Raw genomic sequence first — 17,147 nt, forward strand, 5'->3', positions numbered from 1 at the left:
TGTAGGTTTGTCAAACATATTGGACGGTGAACTCCCGAGGAGAAAGCCAACCCAGCGGTCTCATGGGGAAGTTATTGGAGCGGCGGTTGTGGACAGCGAGCTGCTTTGCGAAGTCGTCCAGAGAATAAAAGCGGTGGCAGGCGTAAAAGCGTTTCTGGTCCTCCCGGTGGCTGCGCTCCACCTTTCCGTTGTGGCGGGGCGTGTAGGGCCGGATGAGCTTGTGCCGGATGCCCAGTTTTTCCGCAGTGGTCTCAAATAAGGTGGGCAGCTCTCTCCTGCTGGAAAAGCGGTTGGTGAACTCAAGACCATTATCGGTCTGGACACATTCCACCCGGATGCCCCGGCGGGCATACCATTTGGCCAGCTTTTTCAGGAAGTCTGCGGAGGAATAGGTGCTCTGCTCCGGGTAGGCGGCCAGGAAACGCAGGCGGGTGAACTCGTCGATGGCGGTATATTGGAACAGGCGAAGTTCTGAGTCTGCGATACATTTGCGGGGCACCACCTTTACGTCCACCTGCACCCGCTGGCCGGGATAGGTCATCTGCTCGTAAGGCTTGGGCTTGTAGGCTTTTTTCTTCTCCGCCGTTGGGAACAACCCCAGCCTGCGCATCACCCGGAACAGGCTCTCCGGGCGGCGGGTATAGCCCCGCTGCCGAAGCCGGTGCCACAGCTCTATCATGCCCAGGCCGGGGCTGCGGCGGCGCATGTCCTGGATCAGCTTCAGCTCCGACTCCGTGTGCTGGTTTGGGTGGCTGTGGGGACGCCGGGACTGACAGGCCAGGGACTGGACCGTTCCATCCCAGCGAGCCTTCCAGAAGTAGATATACGACCGGCTCTTGTTGTACTTCCGACTGGCACGGCTCACGCCGTATTTCTCCGCGTATTTCATCAGGGATTGCCGATATGACATGTCTTGTGTTATACTCTTGCTCATGAAGGATATGGCCCCCTCTCGTTAGGTTAAGTATCGCAACTCAACTTTAACCGATGAGGCCGTTTCCTTCATCCTTTTTTATTCAGATGTCCAATATGTATTGTAGTCCTACAATTTTTCTTCGCTCCGCAAGAAATAGACTCTTGCAGGATCGTTCCATCTTGTGTATAATAGCTTTTGTACCACGCCGGTATGATGGAATTGGTAGACGTGACGGACTCAAAATCCGTTGGTGGCGACATCGTGTCGGTTCGAGTCCGACTACCGGCACCACGTCGGAGCAAGCTTTATATCGCTTGCTCCGACTTTTTTTGCAAAAGTCAGAGCGCGCTCATGCCGCTGCTCCTCCTTCCCAAATCGAACCCGCTGCGCTGGGTTGCGATTTGGTTTCGGGTGCAAATCCAAAAGTCTCGGCATCTATATTGTTTTGATGTTCCAAACCAAGATAATCCGAACCTATTTCCAATCGGTGATGGGTTCGGAGCATTGCTTTTCTTTGACCGTTATGAACCTACGATTTCCGAAAAAACAAGCCTCCGTTCATCAGGATTGACGAACGGAGGCTATATATTATTCTTTCGGAGCACTCCGTCTGTTCACGCCTGGGCTTGAGAACCAAACCATACATACAGGTTTAGCTTGCAGCAGGGCATCCTTGCCGGTAGCTTTCCGAGATATAATCGCAGGACCGGTAATAAAACGAGGTATTATAGTCGGAGATGTCCTGCTGGCCCAGGACACATAGACACGCATCCGTGTTTCGAGCATAGTGCCATCCTCTGTCTTCCATTCAAATGGCGTTTCTTTTCATTTGTCAGGTGCGGTAGTACGCTAAGGTACCATCTGAAATCAACGCCACCTTGGCTCCCTGAGAATACTTTTCCTCTAGCAAGGCTAGCGTTTCCGCCCAGGTATTGGTGTAAACCTGTTTATCCAGTTCTCCAAACCAGTGTGACGCTCCCAGGTCTGGATAGGGCATCCAGAAGAGGTAACGGCCCACCTCTGGTCGGACCGCCGGCATTGCACCCATCATACGCCCGTGGGTACTGGCGCCAAAGGAGCCAAACAGATAGTGGGTAGCCTGTCCTCGGCGAGTGAGGTCCACTACCACTACATCGCCCCCAGGCCGTAATGCCATGGCCCCAAACCCTGTGGCAATGGTGGCCTCGCTGGCCTTGGCATTGACGTTGACGATGACGATATCCATATCCTGTATAGGCGCTATGCCATAGGCTTCCTGCGCAGCGGGAATAGCAGCATAATATTCCATAATGGGATCCCCCGCGTACAGGTCGATAAGTTCCAAACGACTGTTATACAGACAATCCACCTTGAAAAAGGGGCCGGCCATCCGGGTCATTTCCTCAATCTCCTCCCGCATCCCTTTCATCGCCAGGTTTCCAGTCATTTGAGAGCTGTTTAAGTGATTGTTCTGAAGAAATTCTGTGGCCGTAGTATGGTTCCGTGCAATGGTTTCGATAGAAGCAATTCCAGGAAACAGGATTTTCCCCCCTCCCCCATACCCATTCATGGTATGGGGAGTGATAGCGCCCAGTCCGATCCGCAAGTCACTGTTCAGAAATTCCTGGTTGATGCATACGTCAAAGCCCCGTTTTGTCTGACCGATACATACGTTATTTTCATAGCAGTTGTGGTTATAGACGGGATAGCGGCGTACAATCTCCTCACCCAGCTTGGCCTCATGCTCCTGCCGACTGTGGGCTCCATGGGTCCCCAGAGCACATAGAAATTCGATGTCCTTCTGGTTTACGCCGCTGTCCAACAATACCTCCAACACTGCCTCCGCCATGGGCTGGGTGGGCGTCCCCCGGGTAATATCATCAAACAGGATGCAAACTCGCTTTTTCCCTCGGGCAAGCTGGGAGAGGGGAGGCGCCCCGATGGGAGCTTCCAGACGGGCTTTGATTTGATCGCGGGTCAAGGGCGGCTTGTAATCGCCGGGCAGAGGGAAATACTGCACATCCCACCGGTCTGGTAAAGTGATCTGAGCGGGCTGGCCGCCTTGAAAGGCATTTTGCTGCAGTGTAAACTTCATTGGTGCCGTCCTCCTTCTAAAAAAGGAACACATCCTGCCGGGACAGGCAGGGTGTGTTCCAGGCGCCAGCTATTCTTAACAGAAGCCAAACATTTTCGGCAAGGCCAAAACAATATCCGGAAATACTGTAATCAAAACCAGAATTACAAAATCCGTAATGAGGAACGGGATCAGTGTCCGGATGAGATTGACCATTTTGCATTTGCCCACTGACTGTGTGGTATAAAGCGCCATACCAAAAGGCGGGGTGAGCATACCAATCATCAGGTTGGTTACTGTCAGCACACCGAAGTGAATGGGATTCACCCCAGCTGCCTTGGCCACTGGGAACAAAATGGGTACCAAAACCAGGATGGAAGGAGCGGTATCCATAAACATTCCCCAGACCAGGAGAATAATGTTGATGATAAGCAACACGGAGGAAGTGGAGTGAGCAAAGCTGTTGATTAGATTCGAGAGCTTTGTGGGGATGTTTTCAATAGCAAGGACATAGGAGAAGGTAGTAGCGCCTGCAATGATCAAATAAATGGTGGAGGTTTGGATCAGAACATTTTTACAGATCTGATAACACTCCTTTAGGGGAATTGGCTTGTAAACAAAGGTAGTGATAATCAATGCATAGACCAATGCCACTGACGCTGCCTCAGTGGGGGTAAAACGACCACTGCTCATACCCACCAGAATGATGACCACTGTCATCAGGGGTAGAATAGAGCTCAAGGTAACACGAACTGCTTCTCTAAATGGGATGGGCTCAGTGCGCTTCGGAAATTCCCGAAAACGGCCTTCGATAAAGATAACAATCGCACTACCCAATCCAATTAAGATCCCAGGCACAGCACCGCCCCAAAACAGGGCTCCAGTGGATAAACCAGTGGCTGATGCCACCAGAACTGCGGGGATACTAGGTGGGATCAAGGGTCCTTGAATCGCGGTAGCCGCAGTGACAGCACAGGAAAAGTCTTTGTCAAAGCCCTGTTTTTCCATTGATGGAATCAGAATGGAGCCCAGGGAGGCGATATCGGATAAGGCAGATCCGGTAATACCAGCAAAGAAGGTACTGGCTAAAGTATTGACATAGGCCAACCCTCCTTTAACACGCCCCACGAGTAGATCCGCAAAGCGGACAATGGCGGTGGTAATGCCACCCCGGTTCATAACTTCACCGCACATGATAAACATGGGGATTGCCAAAAGCACAAAACTGTCCATACCCCGAAACATTTTTTCAATGACGACCATTAGAAAAGCAACCTTTCCTGCAACAACGCAGTAGGAAAAGCTGGAAAACGCCATAACAAATACAATGGGCATTCCTAAGAACATAAGGACAAAAAATATCAGTAGAGCAACAACCAGTGGATTCAAAGAGTATCACCTCACTTTTGAAAAGCTAGATCAAGGGGCTTCTTTCAGGGACATAGCCTGAAATGTTTCATAAAACTTCGCTGGAATTTGAAGGAGCATATTCACTGCGCCAAGAATCAACGAGGCAAAGGGGATCGCCCAGGGGATGTGGATAGAAGCACACCAAACCGTGAGGTTCCGCATTACATAGATATAGCCGTAATAGCCCATTGTCAGCAAGAAAATAGCAATCAGGACATAGAAAATGCAATTCAGGATACATTGAATCTTTCGAGGAAACAGATTATAGAAAATATCTACCTTTGCATTGGCATCAAGATAAAATACAGAGCCGGCCGCAAAATATACTGCGAAAATCACAACATAACGAGTCAGCTCCTCCGCCCATGTAAAGGAAATGTCCGCCACATTACGCGTGATTACCTGGATAAAGGTAAGAGCCACGGCGAACACCAGACACAATACACCGATTCCCAACATGACCAGATTAAATCGTTTTACAAAAGATATGTATGTTTTCATATTAAACACCATTTGTTCTGTCCCATCTGCGGCCCACTGACTGGGCCGCAGATGGGGACAAGTCAGAATTGAAAACGTATAACCAAACACTCAGCCTCTGCTCTCAGCCACGGTCTGCATGGCTTTGTCCAGCAGCTCAGGGGTGTCCATGGTACTGCGGAGATACTCCAGAACCTGGGGCTGGCAGGACTGACGGAAGGCGTCGATCTCTTCACTGGTCAGCTCGGTGATCTGGAGACCATTCTCTTTCAGCAACTCCAGATTAGCAGCCTCGTTGGCCTGATACATACTATACTCAGCCTCCAGAGCTTTCAGAGCAGCCTGGTCCACCGCGTCCTTCTGAGCCTGAGACAGGCTCTGGTAGAAGTCCTCATTCATGCAGAACAGGCTACACAGGCACACATGTCCATCAAGGGTCATGTATTTCTGTACCTCCCAGGCACTAATGTAGACGGCGTTGGCAACAGGGTTCTCCTGGCCATCGGCTACACCGGTCTGGAGCGCGGTATACAACTCGTTCCAGGACACGTTGGTGGGCTGCGCACCCAGAGCCTCAAACATCTTCATGTGGGCAGTAACATTCATGGTCCGGATTCTCAGACCATTCATATCCTCCGGAGTTCGGATCTCGCGCTTGCTGTTGGTGATATGACGGAGACCCTCATTGAAAAACACCAGGGGACGAATCCCTGTTTTCTCCACAATATCGCCCTGGAGATCCTGGAAAAACTCTCCCTCTGGGTTGAGCAGATCATAAGCCTCCTGGCTGGATTCAAACATGTAGGGAACATCCAAAAAGCCCAAATCAGGGTAATAGGAGGTGGCAAATTGGCCATTGGAGATGCTCATGCAAGACTCCAACGTACCGGCCTCCACCTGGGTCAGCATAGAGGTAGCGTCGCCCAACTGTGCGGCGGGATACAGCTCCACGGTGATAGAGCCGTTGGAGAGCTCCTCCACTTGCTCCTTAAATGTATAGGCCGCCTCAGACAATGCGTGACCGGAGCGTTCGGCAGTCTCCGCCCAACCCAGCTTCATAGTGATGGACTGTTCTGCCGGAGGCGTCTCTTCTCCGCTGGGGGCAGAGGTGCTGGGGGAGGGCGATGAGCAGGCCGCCAGAGACAGCGTGAGGGCGATGGACAGCGCAATAGACAGGATGCGTTTCATAGTGTATTCTCCTCGTATAATAGATTTACGGTTTCGCTGTAGTGGGGAACCGTATAAAACCCACTTGTTATTTTATCAGCCAGATAAGATAGTAAGCAACAGACAGAGGGAGCAGGGGACCTCCCAGTCAGCATATTAGGCGTCTCCCGGTGCAGTGTGAGCCTGCTGCCTCAGAAGAAACTGCCAGCATTATCCTTCAATCAGACCCAGCGACTGCAAGCGATTTCGAATATGAGCCTTTTCCTCAGCAGTAGCCGGAATAAAGGGGGCTCTGGGGTAGCAGGAGACGATCCCCCGGATTTCCAGCATAGCATAGATGGCCAGCTGAGTAGAACGTGCCAAATACATGATCTCCCGCATTTCGTTGACCTCGAACTGTGTCTTGCGGCATGCCTCGTAGTCTCCGGAGATTCCCTCCTCAAACATCTTTTTGCAGATTTCAGGGAAGGCATTGGCAATACCAGGAATGAATGCTTTACACCCCAGCACGCAGGCAGACAGCCACATGGCTTCTGTACCCAGTGCCACATCAAACGTGTCGCTCTTCAAAAGGCGCATGTACTTGGCCATGGTCTGGATGTCAAAGGTGGCGTCCTTTACTCCGCTGACCCCCGCCTGTTCCTTTAGTTGGCGAATGAGGTCCAGATCCATGGGGTAACCCTGAAACTGGGGATTATTGTATACATAGACGGGAACCCGGCCCCGGGCTGCCTCCACCAAAGCGGTATAGTAGTGGACGATCTCATCTTTGGAATGTTTGAAGTAGTAGGGGCCAACTGCAGCAACCGCCGTAGCGCCGCAGGATGCAGCGTGATCTACCAGTCGAGCAGCGGACAGACTGTCGGCAGTCCCCACATGCACAGTGACCGGAACTCGGCCAGCCGCAGTGTTTACGGTCGTCTCGGCCACAGCCTTGCGCTCTTCCTCGGTCATGAGCACGCCGCCGCCATAGGAACCATTGATAAACAGTCCATCCACGTGCTCCGAGAGGAAATTGACTAAGGTTTTCAGGCTGTCAAAATCCACTTCTCCATTTTCCTGGAATGGCGTAATCATGGGCGGGACAACTCCATACATCTGATACATACTCTTTCATCCTTTCTTTTCTCTGTTTTACACCTTGCCGGCGCGCTTGGCTTCAATCTGCTTAAGGGCCACAGCAATCGAACCGGTAACCGTAAGCCGATCCAACTCCTCCTTGTCAAAGATGCTCTCCACCGTCAGCTCTGCTCCGAATTCTCGACGAAGCATATAGGTGTACATCTTACAGCGGCTTTCGTGGCCATACAATAAATAATAATTCGAGTCATAGCCCTGCTCCCGCATCTCTCGGAAAGCATTCAGATCGTCGGCGGCAATGGCCGCATCAATGAAGACCTGCCTCTCGTGGCTGTTGGTCTTCATCAACACCTGGAGAAACCTGGGCATGAGCATGGTTCGCCCAAGTCCCGCATGGCGCACACAGTCCACGGCAATTTCCATAAGCTCTTCATCGGAATAGCCCCCGGCCTCCTCTCCTTCTACGGGGATGATGCTCTTGCCAATGTTGGTTGAATTGACAATAGCTTCATAGAACTGCCCGCTGATGGTCGTGTTACTGGCCTCGATCTGGGCCTGTCGGTTGATATACATCACTTTGGTATGGGAAGAGAGGGCCACGATGTTGCAGGGGTAAGGAAGTGTACGGCTGTTCATGATCCCAATACACTGTACCTCTTCTCCTCGCATGAAGTCCACCTGGCGCAAATCATGTGCCCTGGCTCCCTCAGGATAGTGATTGCGAACTCCACGGACAAAGTATACGGGGCGTTTGATGGGGAGAACCGATGGATCGTTGATCTCCATGATCCCTTGAGACAGCTGGTACAGACCTACCGGAGCAACCAGGTGAGGAATTTCGATCAGACCGACCTCAGAGGTAATCATTCCAGAGGCAATAGCAAACTCTACTTGGTCATCGGGAATGTGATGTTCCTCCAGAATCTCGAAGAACAACTGGGTGACGCCATTTCTCAACTTATCCCGGCTTCCAGTGATGGAGGTATCCCGTACCCCTACTTTCGTCCTTCCAGAGGCGATGATCTGGCTGTTTTCATCCACGATGTAGATTCGGGTCATAGTGGTCCCACAATCGATAACTGCGAACAAAATAATCCCTCCTCAGCGCTGTTTGGGGTGGTTGACTGGATGCAAAGGCAGTTGTCCGGACAATACCCGTGCAACCTCTTGGGCTGCCTTCAGTTGAAGACTTTCCACTGCCTCCTCGGAATACCAAGCGACATGAGGTGTAACCACGGCATTGTCCAACCTCAGCAGGGGGTGATCCTGAGGAATGGGCTCCGTCTCCGTCACATCGATGCCGGCCATAGCGATCTCGCCTTCTTCCAGAGCACGGACCAGATCCTCTTCCTTCACAACTGCGCCTCGGGCGGTGTTGATAAACACAGCCGTAGGTTTCATCAACTGGAAGGACTCCCAATTAAACAGATGATGAGTCTGAGCTGTGAGAGGACAGTGGACGGACAGATAGTCGCTCTGGGCCAAAAGCTCCTCAAAGCTCACTGCAGTAACACCAAGCTTCCGGGCCTGGTCCTCGTTCATCATGGGGTCGTGGGCAATAATGTGGACACCGAATCCAGCCATTTTTCGGGCCACCAGCTGGGGAATTCGGCCAAATCCCATTAGGCCCAGGGTCTTCCCTTCTACGCGGTACAGCGGCTTAACAGTGGTGTAGCCACAGTTCCCTTGCTTGACCTGTCCGGCCAGATAGGTCAATTTTTTTGCACAGTCCAGCAGCAGTGCGATGGCATGGTTTGACACCTCATCAATGCCGTAATCGGGAACATTACACACATAAATCCCATGCTCCTCCGCTGCAGACAAATCAATGTTGTCCACACCGATGGCGTAACGAACAATAACCCGGCAACGGGACATTGCCTCAATCACCCGACGGGTAATGGGAGCAAACTGGCAGATCAAGGCATCGCAATCAGCCGCCACAGCAATGACCTCGTCCTCTGTCTGGCAGTGATAGTCCAGCAGTTCAGCGCCGATATCCGCCATTACAGCTGCTTCCTGTTGAATACTTTCATAATAATAATCCGAAATGACAACTTTTAGTTTGTTCATAGCAATCTCCTCGTTACCCTCCGCTTAGCAGAATTAAAGTTTTGCTGTATAAAACCAAGTTTAATTCTATGTGTTGAAATTTAAGCTTGCAAAAGCAAGCTTAAATTTCAACTCGATGCGTCACTTCGGGGAATATCCCAGTTCCCTAGAAATATCCTCCGCGACCTGACAAATGCGTTGTAGGTAGCTGTCATACTTATCGCTGCACACCACATCCTGGAGCCCGCACAGGCTGATACCAGCCACCATCGTTCCATGTAAACCGTAGACTGGGGCACACAGACTATAAATGTGCTCCTCATTTTCACCCACATTGCCGGAAAAGTGATCGCGGCGGGCCTGCCGAATCAATTCCAACAGAGTCTTCCGGTCTGTGATGGTGGCACTTGTAAATTTTTTCATCTGGATTCGTTCCAGATAGCGATCCACAGCGGCATCGCTGTCCTGAGCCAGAAAGAGACGCCCAATCCCAGTCGAGTACAGCTCGCTGGTGCCGCCGCTTTGCACGGTCAGCTGGGTCCAGGCTGGAACACTGCTGGGCAGGATCTGATCCACCATAGCAAGGGTATCCCCCTCCCGAACACCCACATAGCATATCATATTCAGCTCGTTGGACAGGGCCTGCAGATGGCGGCGGGCAATTTTACGCAGATCTAAGGAATTAAACTTCATCAATCCCAGCCGGTATAATTCAATACCAAGGCTGTATTTCTTTGTAACCTCATCATAGGCCACAAACCCTTCTTGAAACAGGGTATACAAAAGACGCAGTACCGAGCTTTTTCCAATACCGGAATACTCACTGATTTCCGACAGGGTAAGATCAGAATGCTGTTCGTCGAATAGCTTCAACACATCCAGAGCCTTTTTCACTGACGAAACCGTGTAATCCCGTGTTGCTTTCATTGTAGCACCCCGTTTTGCTGTTCTCAGCCCGTAAAGTGGACAACTCCCTTGAATACGCCTGAATCGGGCTGGATCCACCGCAGCAGAACCTGATCGGCCTGTTCAAATGGCACGGTGTGGGTAATAAACTGATCTGGTTCCAAAAAACCCAACTGCCAATACTGGAGGACACGTTCAAAATCCTGTCTGGTGGAGTTTCGGGTTACAAAAAGGCTGGGTTCTCTCATATGAAAGGAGAGCCCGTCCAACTCCAGGGTTCCGTTGCAGATACCTACGAATACAATTTTTCCACCGTGGCAAATCCATTTCCAGTCCTGTTCCATTGAGGTTTTGGCTGCCGTAGTATCAATCACACCATCGAACAGATTTCCGCTGGTAATTTTCTGTAATATCTCAGGATAATCATACCTTAACGGATCCAAAACTTCAAGGTGAAATATTTCCTTACAGAAAGCTCGCCGCTGTGGGCTGGTATCAGCCAATACCACCTGGGCACCATAGGTTCGGGCATTGAGTGCGCAGCTTACACCAATGGGGCCGGCACCCACAACCAGAACCTGATCTCCAGGCTGGAGATTCAGCTTTGCCACCGCATGGGCACCGATGGTCAGCGGTTCCAGCATGGAGAGGGTCTGGGGCGAGGAAGTTCCGGGAACTTTCAACCATCTTTCCGCCGGAGCTGCCAGATACTCCTGAAGCCCACCGTCCCGGTGCACACCATAGAGCTGCAGTTTACTGCAAGAATTGGTATATCCCTTACGGCAGGCGCGGCAACTCCCACAAGGGATACATGGCATGAGACAAACCCGATCCCCAACGGACAGCATGGTGACCGCCTCTCCTACCTGATGGACCGTTCCGGCCACCTCATGCCCAATAACCCGAGGAAAACTAAACAATGGCTGATGTCCCTGAATCGCATGGATATCGGAGCCGCAAATACACACCGCGTCCACCCGTACTACGACATGATCGGCCGGACAGTCCGGATAGGGTCTCTCCTCATAGGAAAAATCATAGGGGCCCTTCAATACTAGTGCTTTCATGGTACTCCTTCCTACTTGGTCAAGTAACCGCCATCTACCGGAATCGTTGCTCCATTGATGTAACGCCCCGCCTCGCTGGCTAGAAGGACAGCCACTCCCTTGAACACATCAGGAGTACCCCAATCTCCTTGGGGAATCCGAGCCTTGACAGAGTTATAACGTTCCGAATCGGCCACCAGTGAGGCGGATAGGTTGGTTTTGATCCACCCTGGCGCCAAAGCATTGACAGTAATCCCATATCCGCCCCACTCGCTGGCCAGCACCCGGGTCAAGCCCATGACCGCGTGTTTGCTGGCGGTATATGCGGTGGTATTGAATCCACCAAGATAGGACATCATAGAGGCAAGGTTAATGATCCGTCCCCCGCTGCCCTGCTTCAAAAATTGCTTGGCGGCCAACTGGGAGAGGAAAAACACCGCCTTTTCATTCAGCTGGATAATTTCATCCCACATGGCTTCAGTATAATCCAAGGCTGAGGCACGAGGACAGATTCCGGCATTGTTGACCAGAATATCCAGCCGCCCGAAACGATCCAGGACCTGGTCCATAATCTTAGGCAGTTGATCCATTTGGCTGACGTCGGCCTGAATGGGAAGAAAGCTTCCACCCAGCGCTTTTACATAGCTCTGCATCTCGATGGGCGGGTGACGACTGTATACGCAGGCTATGGCCGCACCAGCCTCGGCCAAACCCTGGGTGATCCCACTTCCAATTCCAGAACCTCCACCAGTTATTAAGGCCACTTTTCCAACTAGTGATAATTCTTCTTGAACCACAGTATCTCCTCCCTTAAAAATTTTACTAAATAAAACTCATTTTTATATTATAAAATTATCAAAAATTATGAGAACTGTCAATGGACAGATACCACAGCCTTTTTCATTATTTTTTGTGCAAAACAAATATATCTTTCGGATTATTTCAAAACAGAACTTGTAAGTTATGTGAGTCATTTTGAAATTATAAAACCTGGCAGTTTCTCTGCCATCGGCATCGCGGTGACGAATCACTGGGTCTGCGAAAATAGTTGTGGGATGTTTTGAAGCATTCCACCATGAAGCTCCGTTACAGGTCCCCCCCTACGAATAAATTAAGCGGCAGACGGCAGCTGGCAGGCCAGCGAGCACCTGCGCAGCGCCATTGTGTGGTGGGTACCCACCCACAGACAATAAAGGGGCAGGCCCACATCCCCAATACACAAAAATACCGCTGTCTTCCTGGCCCGAAGGAGCTGAGAAGTCAGCGGTATTTTGTTCTCTTAAAAAATAGGCTCTGTCCGCCATCCGGCAGCTGAGTCTTCCCGAAGGGGCAGCTCCTGGAAGATGGCCGCCGCCCGGTCCTCGTACTCAGACGTTGTTTTGGCCTTCTTCAACGCCTTGATATGGCGTCCGTTCTCTTCAAAGAGCCAGATGAGATAGGACCACAGCTCCTTCATTCGCAGCATGGCATTATGCCGGCTGCCGAACGCCTCCGCATAGCCCTCATAGAGGGTGTCATGGAACCGGCGCAGGGTCTCCCGGTCTGCCGGTAGTCCTCCTTTGACTCTGGCGGCCAGGGCCGGGTCACCCACCAAACCCCGGCCCAGCATCACCCGGTCCACTGTGGGGAAGCGCGCCCCCAGGGCGGAGATCTCGTCCGGCGTGGTCAGGTCGCCGTTGTAGCACAGGGGCCCCATCCCCTCCTCCACCGCCAGGGCAAAGGTCTCCATACGGACCCGTCCCTTGTAGAAGTCCTCCCGGACCCTCGGGTGGATGATAAGCTCACTCCACGGGTAGCGCCGGAAGCAGGCCGCCAGCGCCCGGAATTCCTCCGGGGATTGGAAGCCCACCCGGGTCTTGATGGAGACGGCGATCTTCACATCATGAAAGATCTGCTCCAGAAAGCGGTCCAGCTCCTCCGGGTCCCGCAGGAGTCCGGAGCCCTTCCCCTTGGCCGTCACCGTCCCCGAGGGACAGCCCAGATTCAGGTTGACCTCCTCATACCCCAGCTCCGCCAGCCAGTCCGCCGCCCAGAGGAAATCCTCCGCCCGGCAGGTCAGCAGCTGGGGCACCGCCCGCACCCCCCGGTTGGACTCCGGCAGGAGCTCTCCCACATCCCGCCTGGAAAACTTCCGCTCCTTGCCCGGCGAGACGAAGGGCATATAGTATTTGTCCACGCCGGGAAAGAAGCGGCTGTGGACCTGACGGAAAATGGCGCCTGTGATCCCTTCCATTGGCGCAAAGTAATAATACATCTGTTATGCCTCTCTTTCTCCAATGGCCGACCACGGTATCTGCTGCCGCTGCAGCGGGCCAAAAGGCCGCCATGTCAAACATGGCGGCCTTTCTGCGTTTCGATCACGCCATACTGGCATTGGATCGCTCTTGGGCGATGTTGAGCACATGGTCGCCGATCCGTTCAAAATCGGTGAGCATCTCGGAGAAGAGGATGCAGCCCTCGTCGGAACAGACGCCCTTGCGCATCCGCTCCATCTGATGGCGGCGGAAGCTGGCCGTCATGTCGTCCATTTTCTGCTCCAGCGCGGAGACCTGGCTGAGCCACTCCACCGGATCGGCCACTGCGCCGCTGATGGCCTCAATGGCTTCCCGGCAGACCCGCTCCATCTCCCGGATCTCACCCTTGGCTTCCTCAGAGAATTGGATGTCCTTCTCCTTCAGAATACCGCTGTACCCACAGATGTTCATGGCGTGGTCGCCAATACGCTCGATATTTCCGGTGATCTTGAAGTAGGCGCTGACCGCGGCAGAGTCCTGCTCGTTGGTCTCGTGGACGATCACATGAGAAATAAACTGGGAGATCTCCTTGTTGAGGTAGTCGATATATTCCTCCACCGTCTCCTCCTTGGCTACCAGGGAGGGGTCACGGTCCAGCACCGCCTGGAAGGCCGTGGACACATTCTCCTTGGCCATGCCAAGCATGCGGCTCAGCTCCTGCCGGAGCTGGCTGATATAGATGGCGGAGTGACCGATGGTACGGTCCTGATTGGCATTGATGGGGGTGAGGAAGACCAGGTGCATGCCCTCGTCCGGGTCCTGCTTGCGCTCCGGGAGGATGCGCATGGCCGCCTTCACCATCCACCCGCCCAAGGGCAGCAGCAGCAGCGTGGTCACGATATTGAAAATGGTGTGCATGTTGGCGATCTGGGAGGCCGGGTTGCCCGGGGTAAGGCCGGCCACAAAGTCCACCAGCGAGAGTCCCAGCAGAGGAGTGACCAGACACAGTGTGGTAAAGAGGACGGTGCCGATGACATTGAACATGAGGTGAATGATGGTGGTCCGCTTGGCGTTGCGGCCGGTGCCCACAGAGGCCAGCACCGCAGTGATGCAGGTGCCGATGTTCTGGCCAAAGAGGACATAGACCGCGCTGTTGAGGCCGATGACTCCGCTGTTGGCCAGGGCCTGGAGGATACCCACCGAGGCCGAGGAGGACTGGATGAGGGCGGTAAAGAGGGCGCCAGCCAGAATGCCCAGCACCGGATTGGAGAACTTGGTCATCAGATTCACAAAGGCGGGCATCTCCCGCAGGGGGACCATGGCGGCGCTCATCATATCCATACCGATGAAGAGGACGCCCAGGCCGCCCAAGATACTGCCGTAGTGGTGGATCTGGGGCCGCTTCAGAAAGACCATCATGGCCACGCCCAGGAAGGCAAAGAAGGGCGCAAGGGCACCCACGTCCAGGGCGATGAGCTGTCCGGTGATGGTGGTGCCCACGTTGGCGCCCATGATGATCCAGACCGCCTGGGTCAGGGTCATCATGCCGGAGTTGACGAAGCCCACCACCATGACCGTGGTGGCCGAGGAGGACTGGATCACGGCGGTGATGACAGCGCCCACCACCACGCCCAGGATGCGGTTGGCCGTCAGCTTTTCCAGGATGCCTTTCATCCGGTTGCCGGCGGCAGCCTCCAGGCCGGAACTCATCATCTGCATCCCGTGCAGGAAGAGCGCCAGACCGCCGAGAAGGCTCAGAATATTGGCAATACTCATCAAAATGCTCCTTTTCTTCTCTAAAATAAGAAAAAGACATAGCCTGCTTTTCAAATTGAAAAGCAGGTCATGTCTTTTGCTGCGTCAGGGGATTCTCTTTTCCATGTGCGCCATGCCGTCTTTTTCCCGGGGCAGTATCCCTCATAGCTCCATGGTCCTTTCTCTCTGAACGGTGGAAACACGATTTTTGACATTTACCATTATACCGTTCGTTTACAACGTCGTCAACGAAATTTTACCCCATCCGCCTTTTTCTCCACATCGCGCAGAAAGACCGGGCGATCTGGCTGGGATCTCTGTCTGCAATACCGAAAATGCAGACCCTCAAAGTCAACGATGTCCTCCGGGTCCTCGATCCGGCCCTCGGCCAGGAAGCGGACCATCTCTCCCCTGGCCATCTTGACATGGACCCCCTTTTCCACCACCTTGCCATCAGAGCGCAGCTCGCCGAAGACGGGCGTGACCACCCGTGTCCCGGCGGGCAGGTGGGGGACCACCGCCCTGCTGTACTCCCCGGAGGCCAGGTCAATCACCGCTCCATCGGGCGAGAGGGCTTCCGCCAGCTTCCCGCCCCAAAAGTCATAGAGGTCCTTACAGAAGTCGGTCCGCAGCTTGGCCTGCATTTCCAGCCGGTAGGGCGTCACACCATCAAAGGGCCGGAGCACACCATAAAAGCCGGAGAGGATGCGCAGGTGCTCCTGCACATAGTCCAGGGCCGACTGGGAAAAGACAGCGGGAGCCATATATCTGTACTGGATGCCCTCATAGGCCAAGAGGGCAGGCGTCAGCCGCTCTCGGAGGTCCATGCTCTGATACCGCCGGTAGTTGAGGTCTGCAAGCTGGTCGTTGCAGGCGAGCAGCTTTTTCAGTTCAGGCAGAGCAAGGCCCCTCAGATAGGTCAGCAGCCGCTCTGTCTCCTCCAGCAGTACTGGCAGGCCACTGGGCGGCAGACCGTCCAGGTCCTCGTTCATTTTCTTGGCCGGGGAGATCATGATCCTCATGGGCATCCTCACTTTCCTGTGTTGGGACAAAAGACGGCCCGGGGCGGTGGTATACACCGCCACCGGGCCGCCGGTGGTTCGATCTCAGGCGATGGGGTTGTCGGCCACGAACTCCACAGCGGCGGCAAAGGCGTCGCAGGCGGACTTACAGGCAGACTGACTGCCGGTGAGCAGACCGCCGCCGAAGTTGGTCTCGCTGGGGGGCGCGTACAGCACGCACAGACGGACGTCGGCGGCCTTCAGGGCGGCATCAACGCCATACATGGCCTCCAGAGGGGGCGCAATGAGGTAGGCCAGAGACTCGCCCTCGGCAATGCCCGCGCCCTCGGACAGGTAGGAGCCGGTCCGGGAGATGCAGTGGGCATAGTACACGATGGTGTCGTCCTCATTGGCAGACACAAAGTGGCACACGTTCTCGATCATGTCCACGCAGGCATCCAGGCCGGCCTTGGCCTCAGCGGGGTTGGGAGCGGCCAGGATGCCGATGATCTCGCCGGCCAGCTTGGTGTTGGCGTTGGCGGCGCCGCCATAGAAGCTCTTGGCGTAGGCCACGCGGCAATCGGCCTTCTTGGTGGCCTCGTCCAGGGCGGTATAGGTCACATCATCGCAGTCGGAGGTAATCAGGGCCAGGGACTTCTCGCCGGGCTGAAGGCCCAGCTCCTTGGCCAGGTCGGGGGATACGTTGGGGATGAGCTTGGTGGCCAGTACGCTTGCTTTTACAGGATCTCGTTTCATGCTCCCTCTCCTCTCTTCGCGGGCGTCGTTCCGCCCGCTCCGCCGCCCAGGCGACGGTATTCATCATCGCTTTGATTATATCGGAAGCTGCCGTCGTTGTCAACGAACGCACGCCTTTTTCTCCCATTTTGGTCTGTTCGTACCCCCCAGCCCATAATGGCAAAAAGCCGCGGAGCGTTCCCTGACGGCGGGACGCTCCGCGGTTTCTCCACAGGCGGGGATCTCTGGTATGGCGGGCCCTCAGTGGCAGCTGCGGGCCCGCGCGCTGCATCCGCTTTCCATACCAGTTCC

The 17,147-nt window shown here is 53.9% G+C and carries 15 protein-coding genes and 1 tRNA gene; 1 reads left to right on the forward strand and 15 read right to left on the reverse strand.

All coding sequences use genetic code 11. The features are described 5' to 3' along the window. Positions 1 to 10 precede the first annotated feature (10 nt). Positions 11 to 889, reverse strand: a complete 879-nt coding sequence (locus Q0Y09_RS04555; protein ID WP_297718283.1) for a DDE-type integrase/transposase/recombinase — start codon at positions 887 to 889, stop codon at positions 11 to 13. A 231-nt stretch (positions 890 to 1,120) separates the two neighbouring features. Between Q0Y09_RS04555 and Q0Y09_RS04560 the strand changes: the two genes are divergently transcribed. Further along, positions 1,121 to 1,207: transfer RNA gene (locus Q0Y09_RS04560), tRNA-Leu, on the forward strand. A 541-nt stretch (positions 1,208 to 1,748) separates the two neighbouring features. On the opposite strand, the gene Q0Y09_RS04565 is transcribed toward Q0Y09_RS04560, so the two are convergent. The 14 genes from Q0Y09_RS04565 to eutL form a co-directional block, all read right to left on the reverse strand. Beyond that, positions 1,749 to 2,990, reverse strand: coding sequence for a lactate racemase domain-containing protein (locus tag Q0Y09_RS04565; protein WP_297718286.1), 1,242 nt, complete (start codon positions 2,988 to 2,990; stop codon positions 1,749 to 1,751). 75 nt (positions 2,991 to 3,065) lie between these two features. Then, on the reverse strand, positions 3,066 to 4,358 hold the full coding sequence (locus Q0Y09_RS04570) for a TRAP transporter large permease (protein ID WP_297718289.1): 1,293 nt from the start codon (positions 4,356 to 4,358) through the stop codon (positions 3,066 to 3,068). Positions 4,359 to 4,388: 30 nt separating this feature from the next. After that, a complete protein-coding gene (locus Q0Y09_RS04575; RefSeq protein ID WP_297718292.1) occupies positions 4,389 to 4,880 on the reverse strand; it encodes a TRAP transporter small permease in 492 nt (163 codons plus the stop codon). 90 nt (positions 4,881 to 4,970) lie between these two features. Further along, positions 4,971 to 6,047: a TRAP transporter substrate-binding protein gene (locus Q0Y09_RS04580; protein ID WP_297718295.1), complete on the reverse strand. Its 1,077-nt coding sequence runs from the start codon at positions 6,045 to 6,047 to the stop codon at positions 4,971 to 4,973. Positions 6,048 to 6,236: 189 nt separating this feature from the next. Next, positions 6,237 to 7,133 (reverse strand): dihydrodipicolinate synthase family protein, encoded by an 897-nt coding sequence (locus Q0Y09_RS04585; protein WP_297718298.1) that lies wholly within the window; start codon positions 7,131 to 7,133, stop codon positions 6,237 to 6,239. 27 nt (positions 7,134 to 7,160) lie between these two features. Then, positions 7,161 to 8,195 carry a 2-dehydro-3-deoxygalactonokinase gene (locus Q0Y09_RS04590; protein WP_297718301.1) on the reverse strand — a complete coding sequence of 345 codons (1,035 nt, stop codon included), beginning with the start codon at positions 8,193 to 8,195 and terminating at the stop codon, positions 7,161 to 7,163. Positions 8,196 to 8,207: 12 nt separating this feature from the next. Then, positions 8,208 to 9,179, reverse strand: a complete 972-nt coding sequence (locus tag Q0Y09_RS04595; RefSeq protein ID WP_297718304.1) for a C-terminal binding protein — start codon at positions 9,177 to 9,179, stop codon at positions 8,208 to 8,210. Between the two features lie 120 nt (positions 9,180 to 9,299). Then, entirely contained in the window at positions 9,300 to 10,085 is a 786-nt protein-coding gene (locus Q0Y09_RS04600; RefSeq protein ID WP_297718307.1) for an IclR family transcriptional regulator, read from the reverse strand. 23 nt (positions 10,086 to 10,108) lie between these two features. Next, positions 10,109 to 11,131 (reverse strand): zinc-binding alcohol dehydrogenase family protein, encoded by a 1,023-nt coding sequence (locus Q0Y09_RS04605; protein WP_297718310.1) that lies wholly within the window; start codon positions 11,129 to 11,131, stop codon positions 10,109 to 10,111. A gap of 11 nt (positions 11,132 to 11,142) precedes the next feature. Further along, positions 11,143 to 11,907: an SDR family oxidoreductase gene (locus tag Q0Y09_RS04610; RefSeq protein ID WP_297718312.1), complete on the reverse strand. Its 765-nt coding sequence runs from the start codon at positions 11,905 to 11,907 to the stop codon at positions 11,143 to 11,145. Positions 11,908 to 12,389: 482 nt separating this feature from the next. Further along, positions 12,390 to 13,343: a tRNA-dihydrouridine synthase family protein gene (locus Q0Y09_RS04615; RefSeq protein WP_297718315.1), complete on the reverse strand. Its 954-nt coding sequence runs from the start codon at positions 13,341 to 13,343 to the stop codon at positions 12,390 to 12,392. A gap of 124 nt (positions 13,344 to 13,467) precedes the next feature. Continuing rightward, complete coding sequence (locus Q0Y09_RS04620; protein WP_297718318.1) at positions 13,468 to 15,120, reverse strand: Na/Pi cotransporter family protein; 1,653 nt, start codon at positions 15,118 to 15,120, stop codon at positions 13,468 to 13,470. A gap of 224 nt (positions 15,121 to 15,344) precedes the next feature. Next, complete coding sequence (yaaA, locus tag Q0Y09_RS04625; protein WP_297718321.1) at positions 15,345 to 16,121, reverse strand: peroxide stress protein YaaA; 777 nt, start codon at positions 16,119 to 16,121, stop codon at positions 15,345 to 15,347. An 84-nt stretch (positions 16,122 to 16,205) separates the two neighbouring features. Next, positions 16,206 to 16,856, reverse strand: a complete 651-nt coding sequence (gene eutL, locus Q0Y09_RS04630; RefSeq protein WP_297718323.1) for an ethanolamine utilization microcompartment protein EutL — start codon at positions 16,854 to 16,856, stop codon at positions 16,206 to 16,208. Positions 16,857 to 17,147: the final 291 nt, after the last annotated feature.

The sequence above is a fragment of the Intestinimonas sp. genome, from assembly GCF_026169115.1.
In the GTDB taxonomy this organism is placed as follows: domain Bacteria; phylum Bacillota; class Clostridia; order Oscillospirales; family Oscillospiraceae; genus Intestinimonas.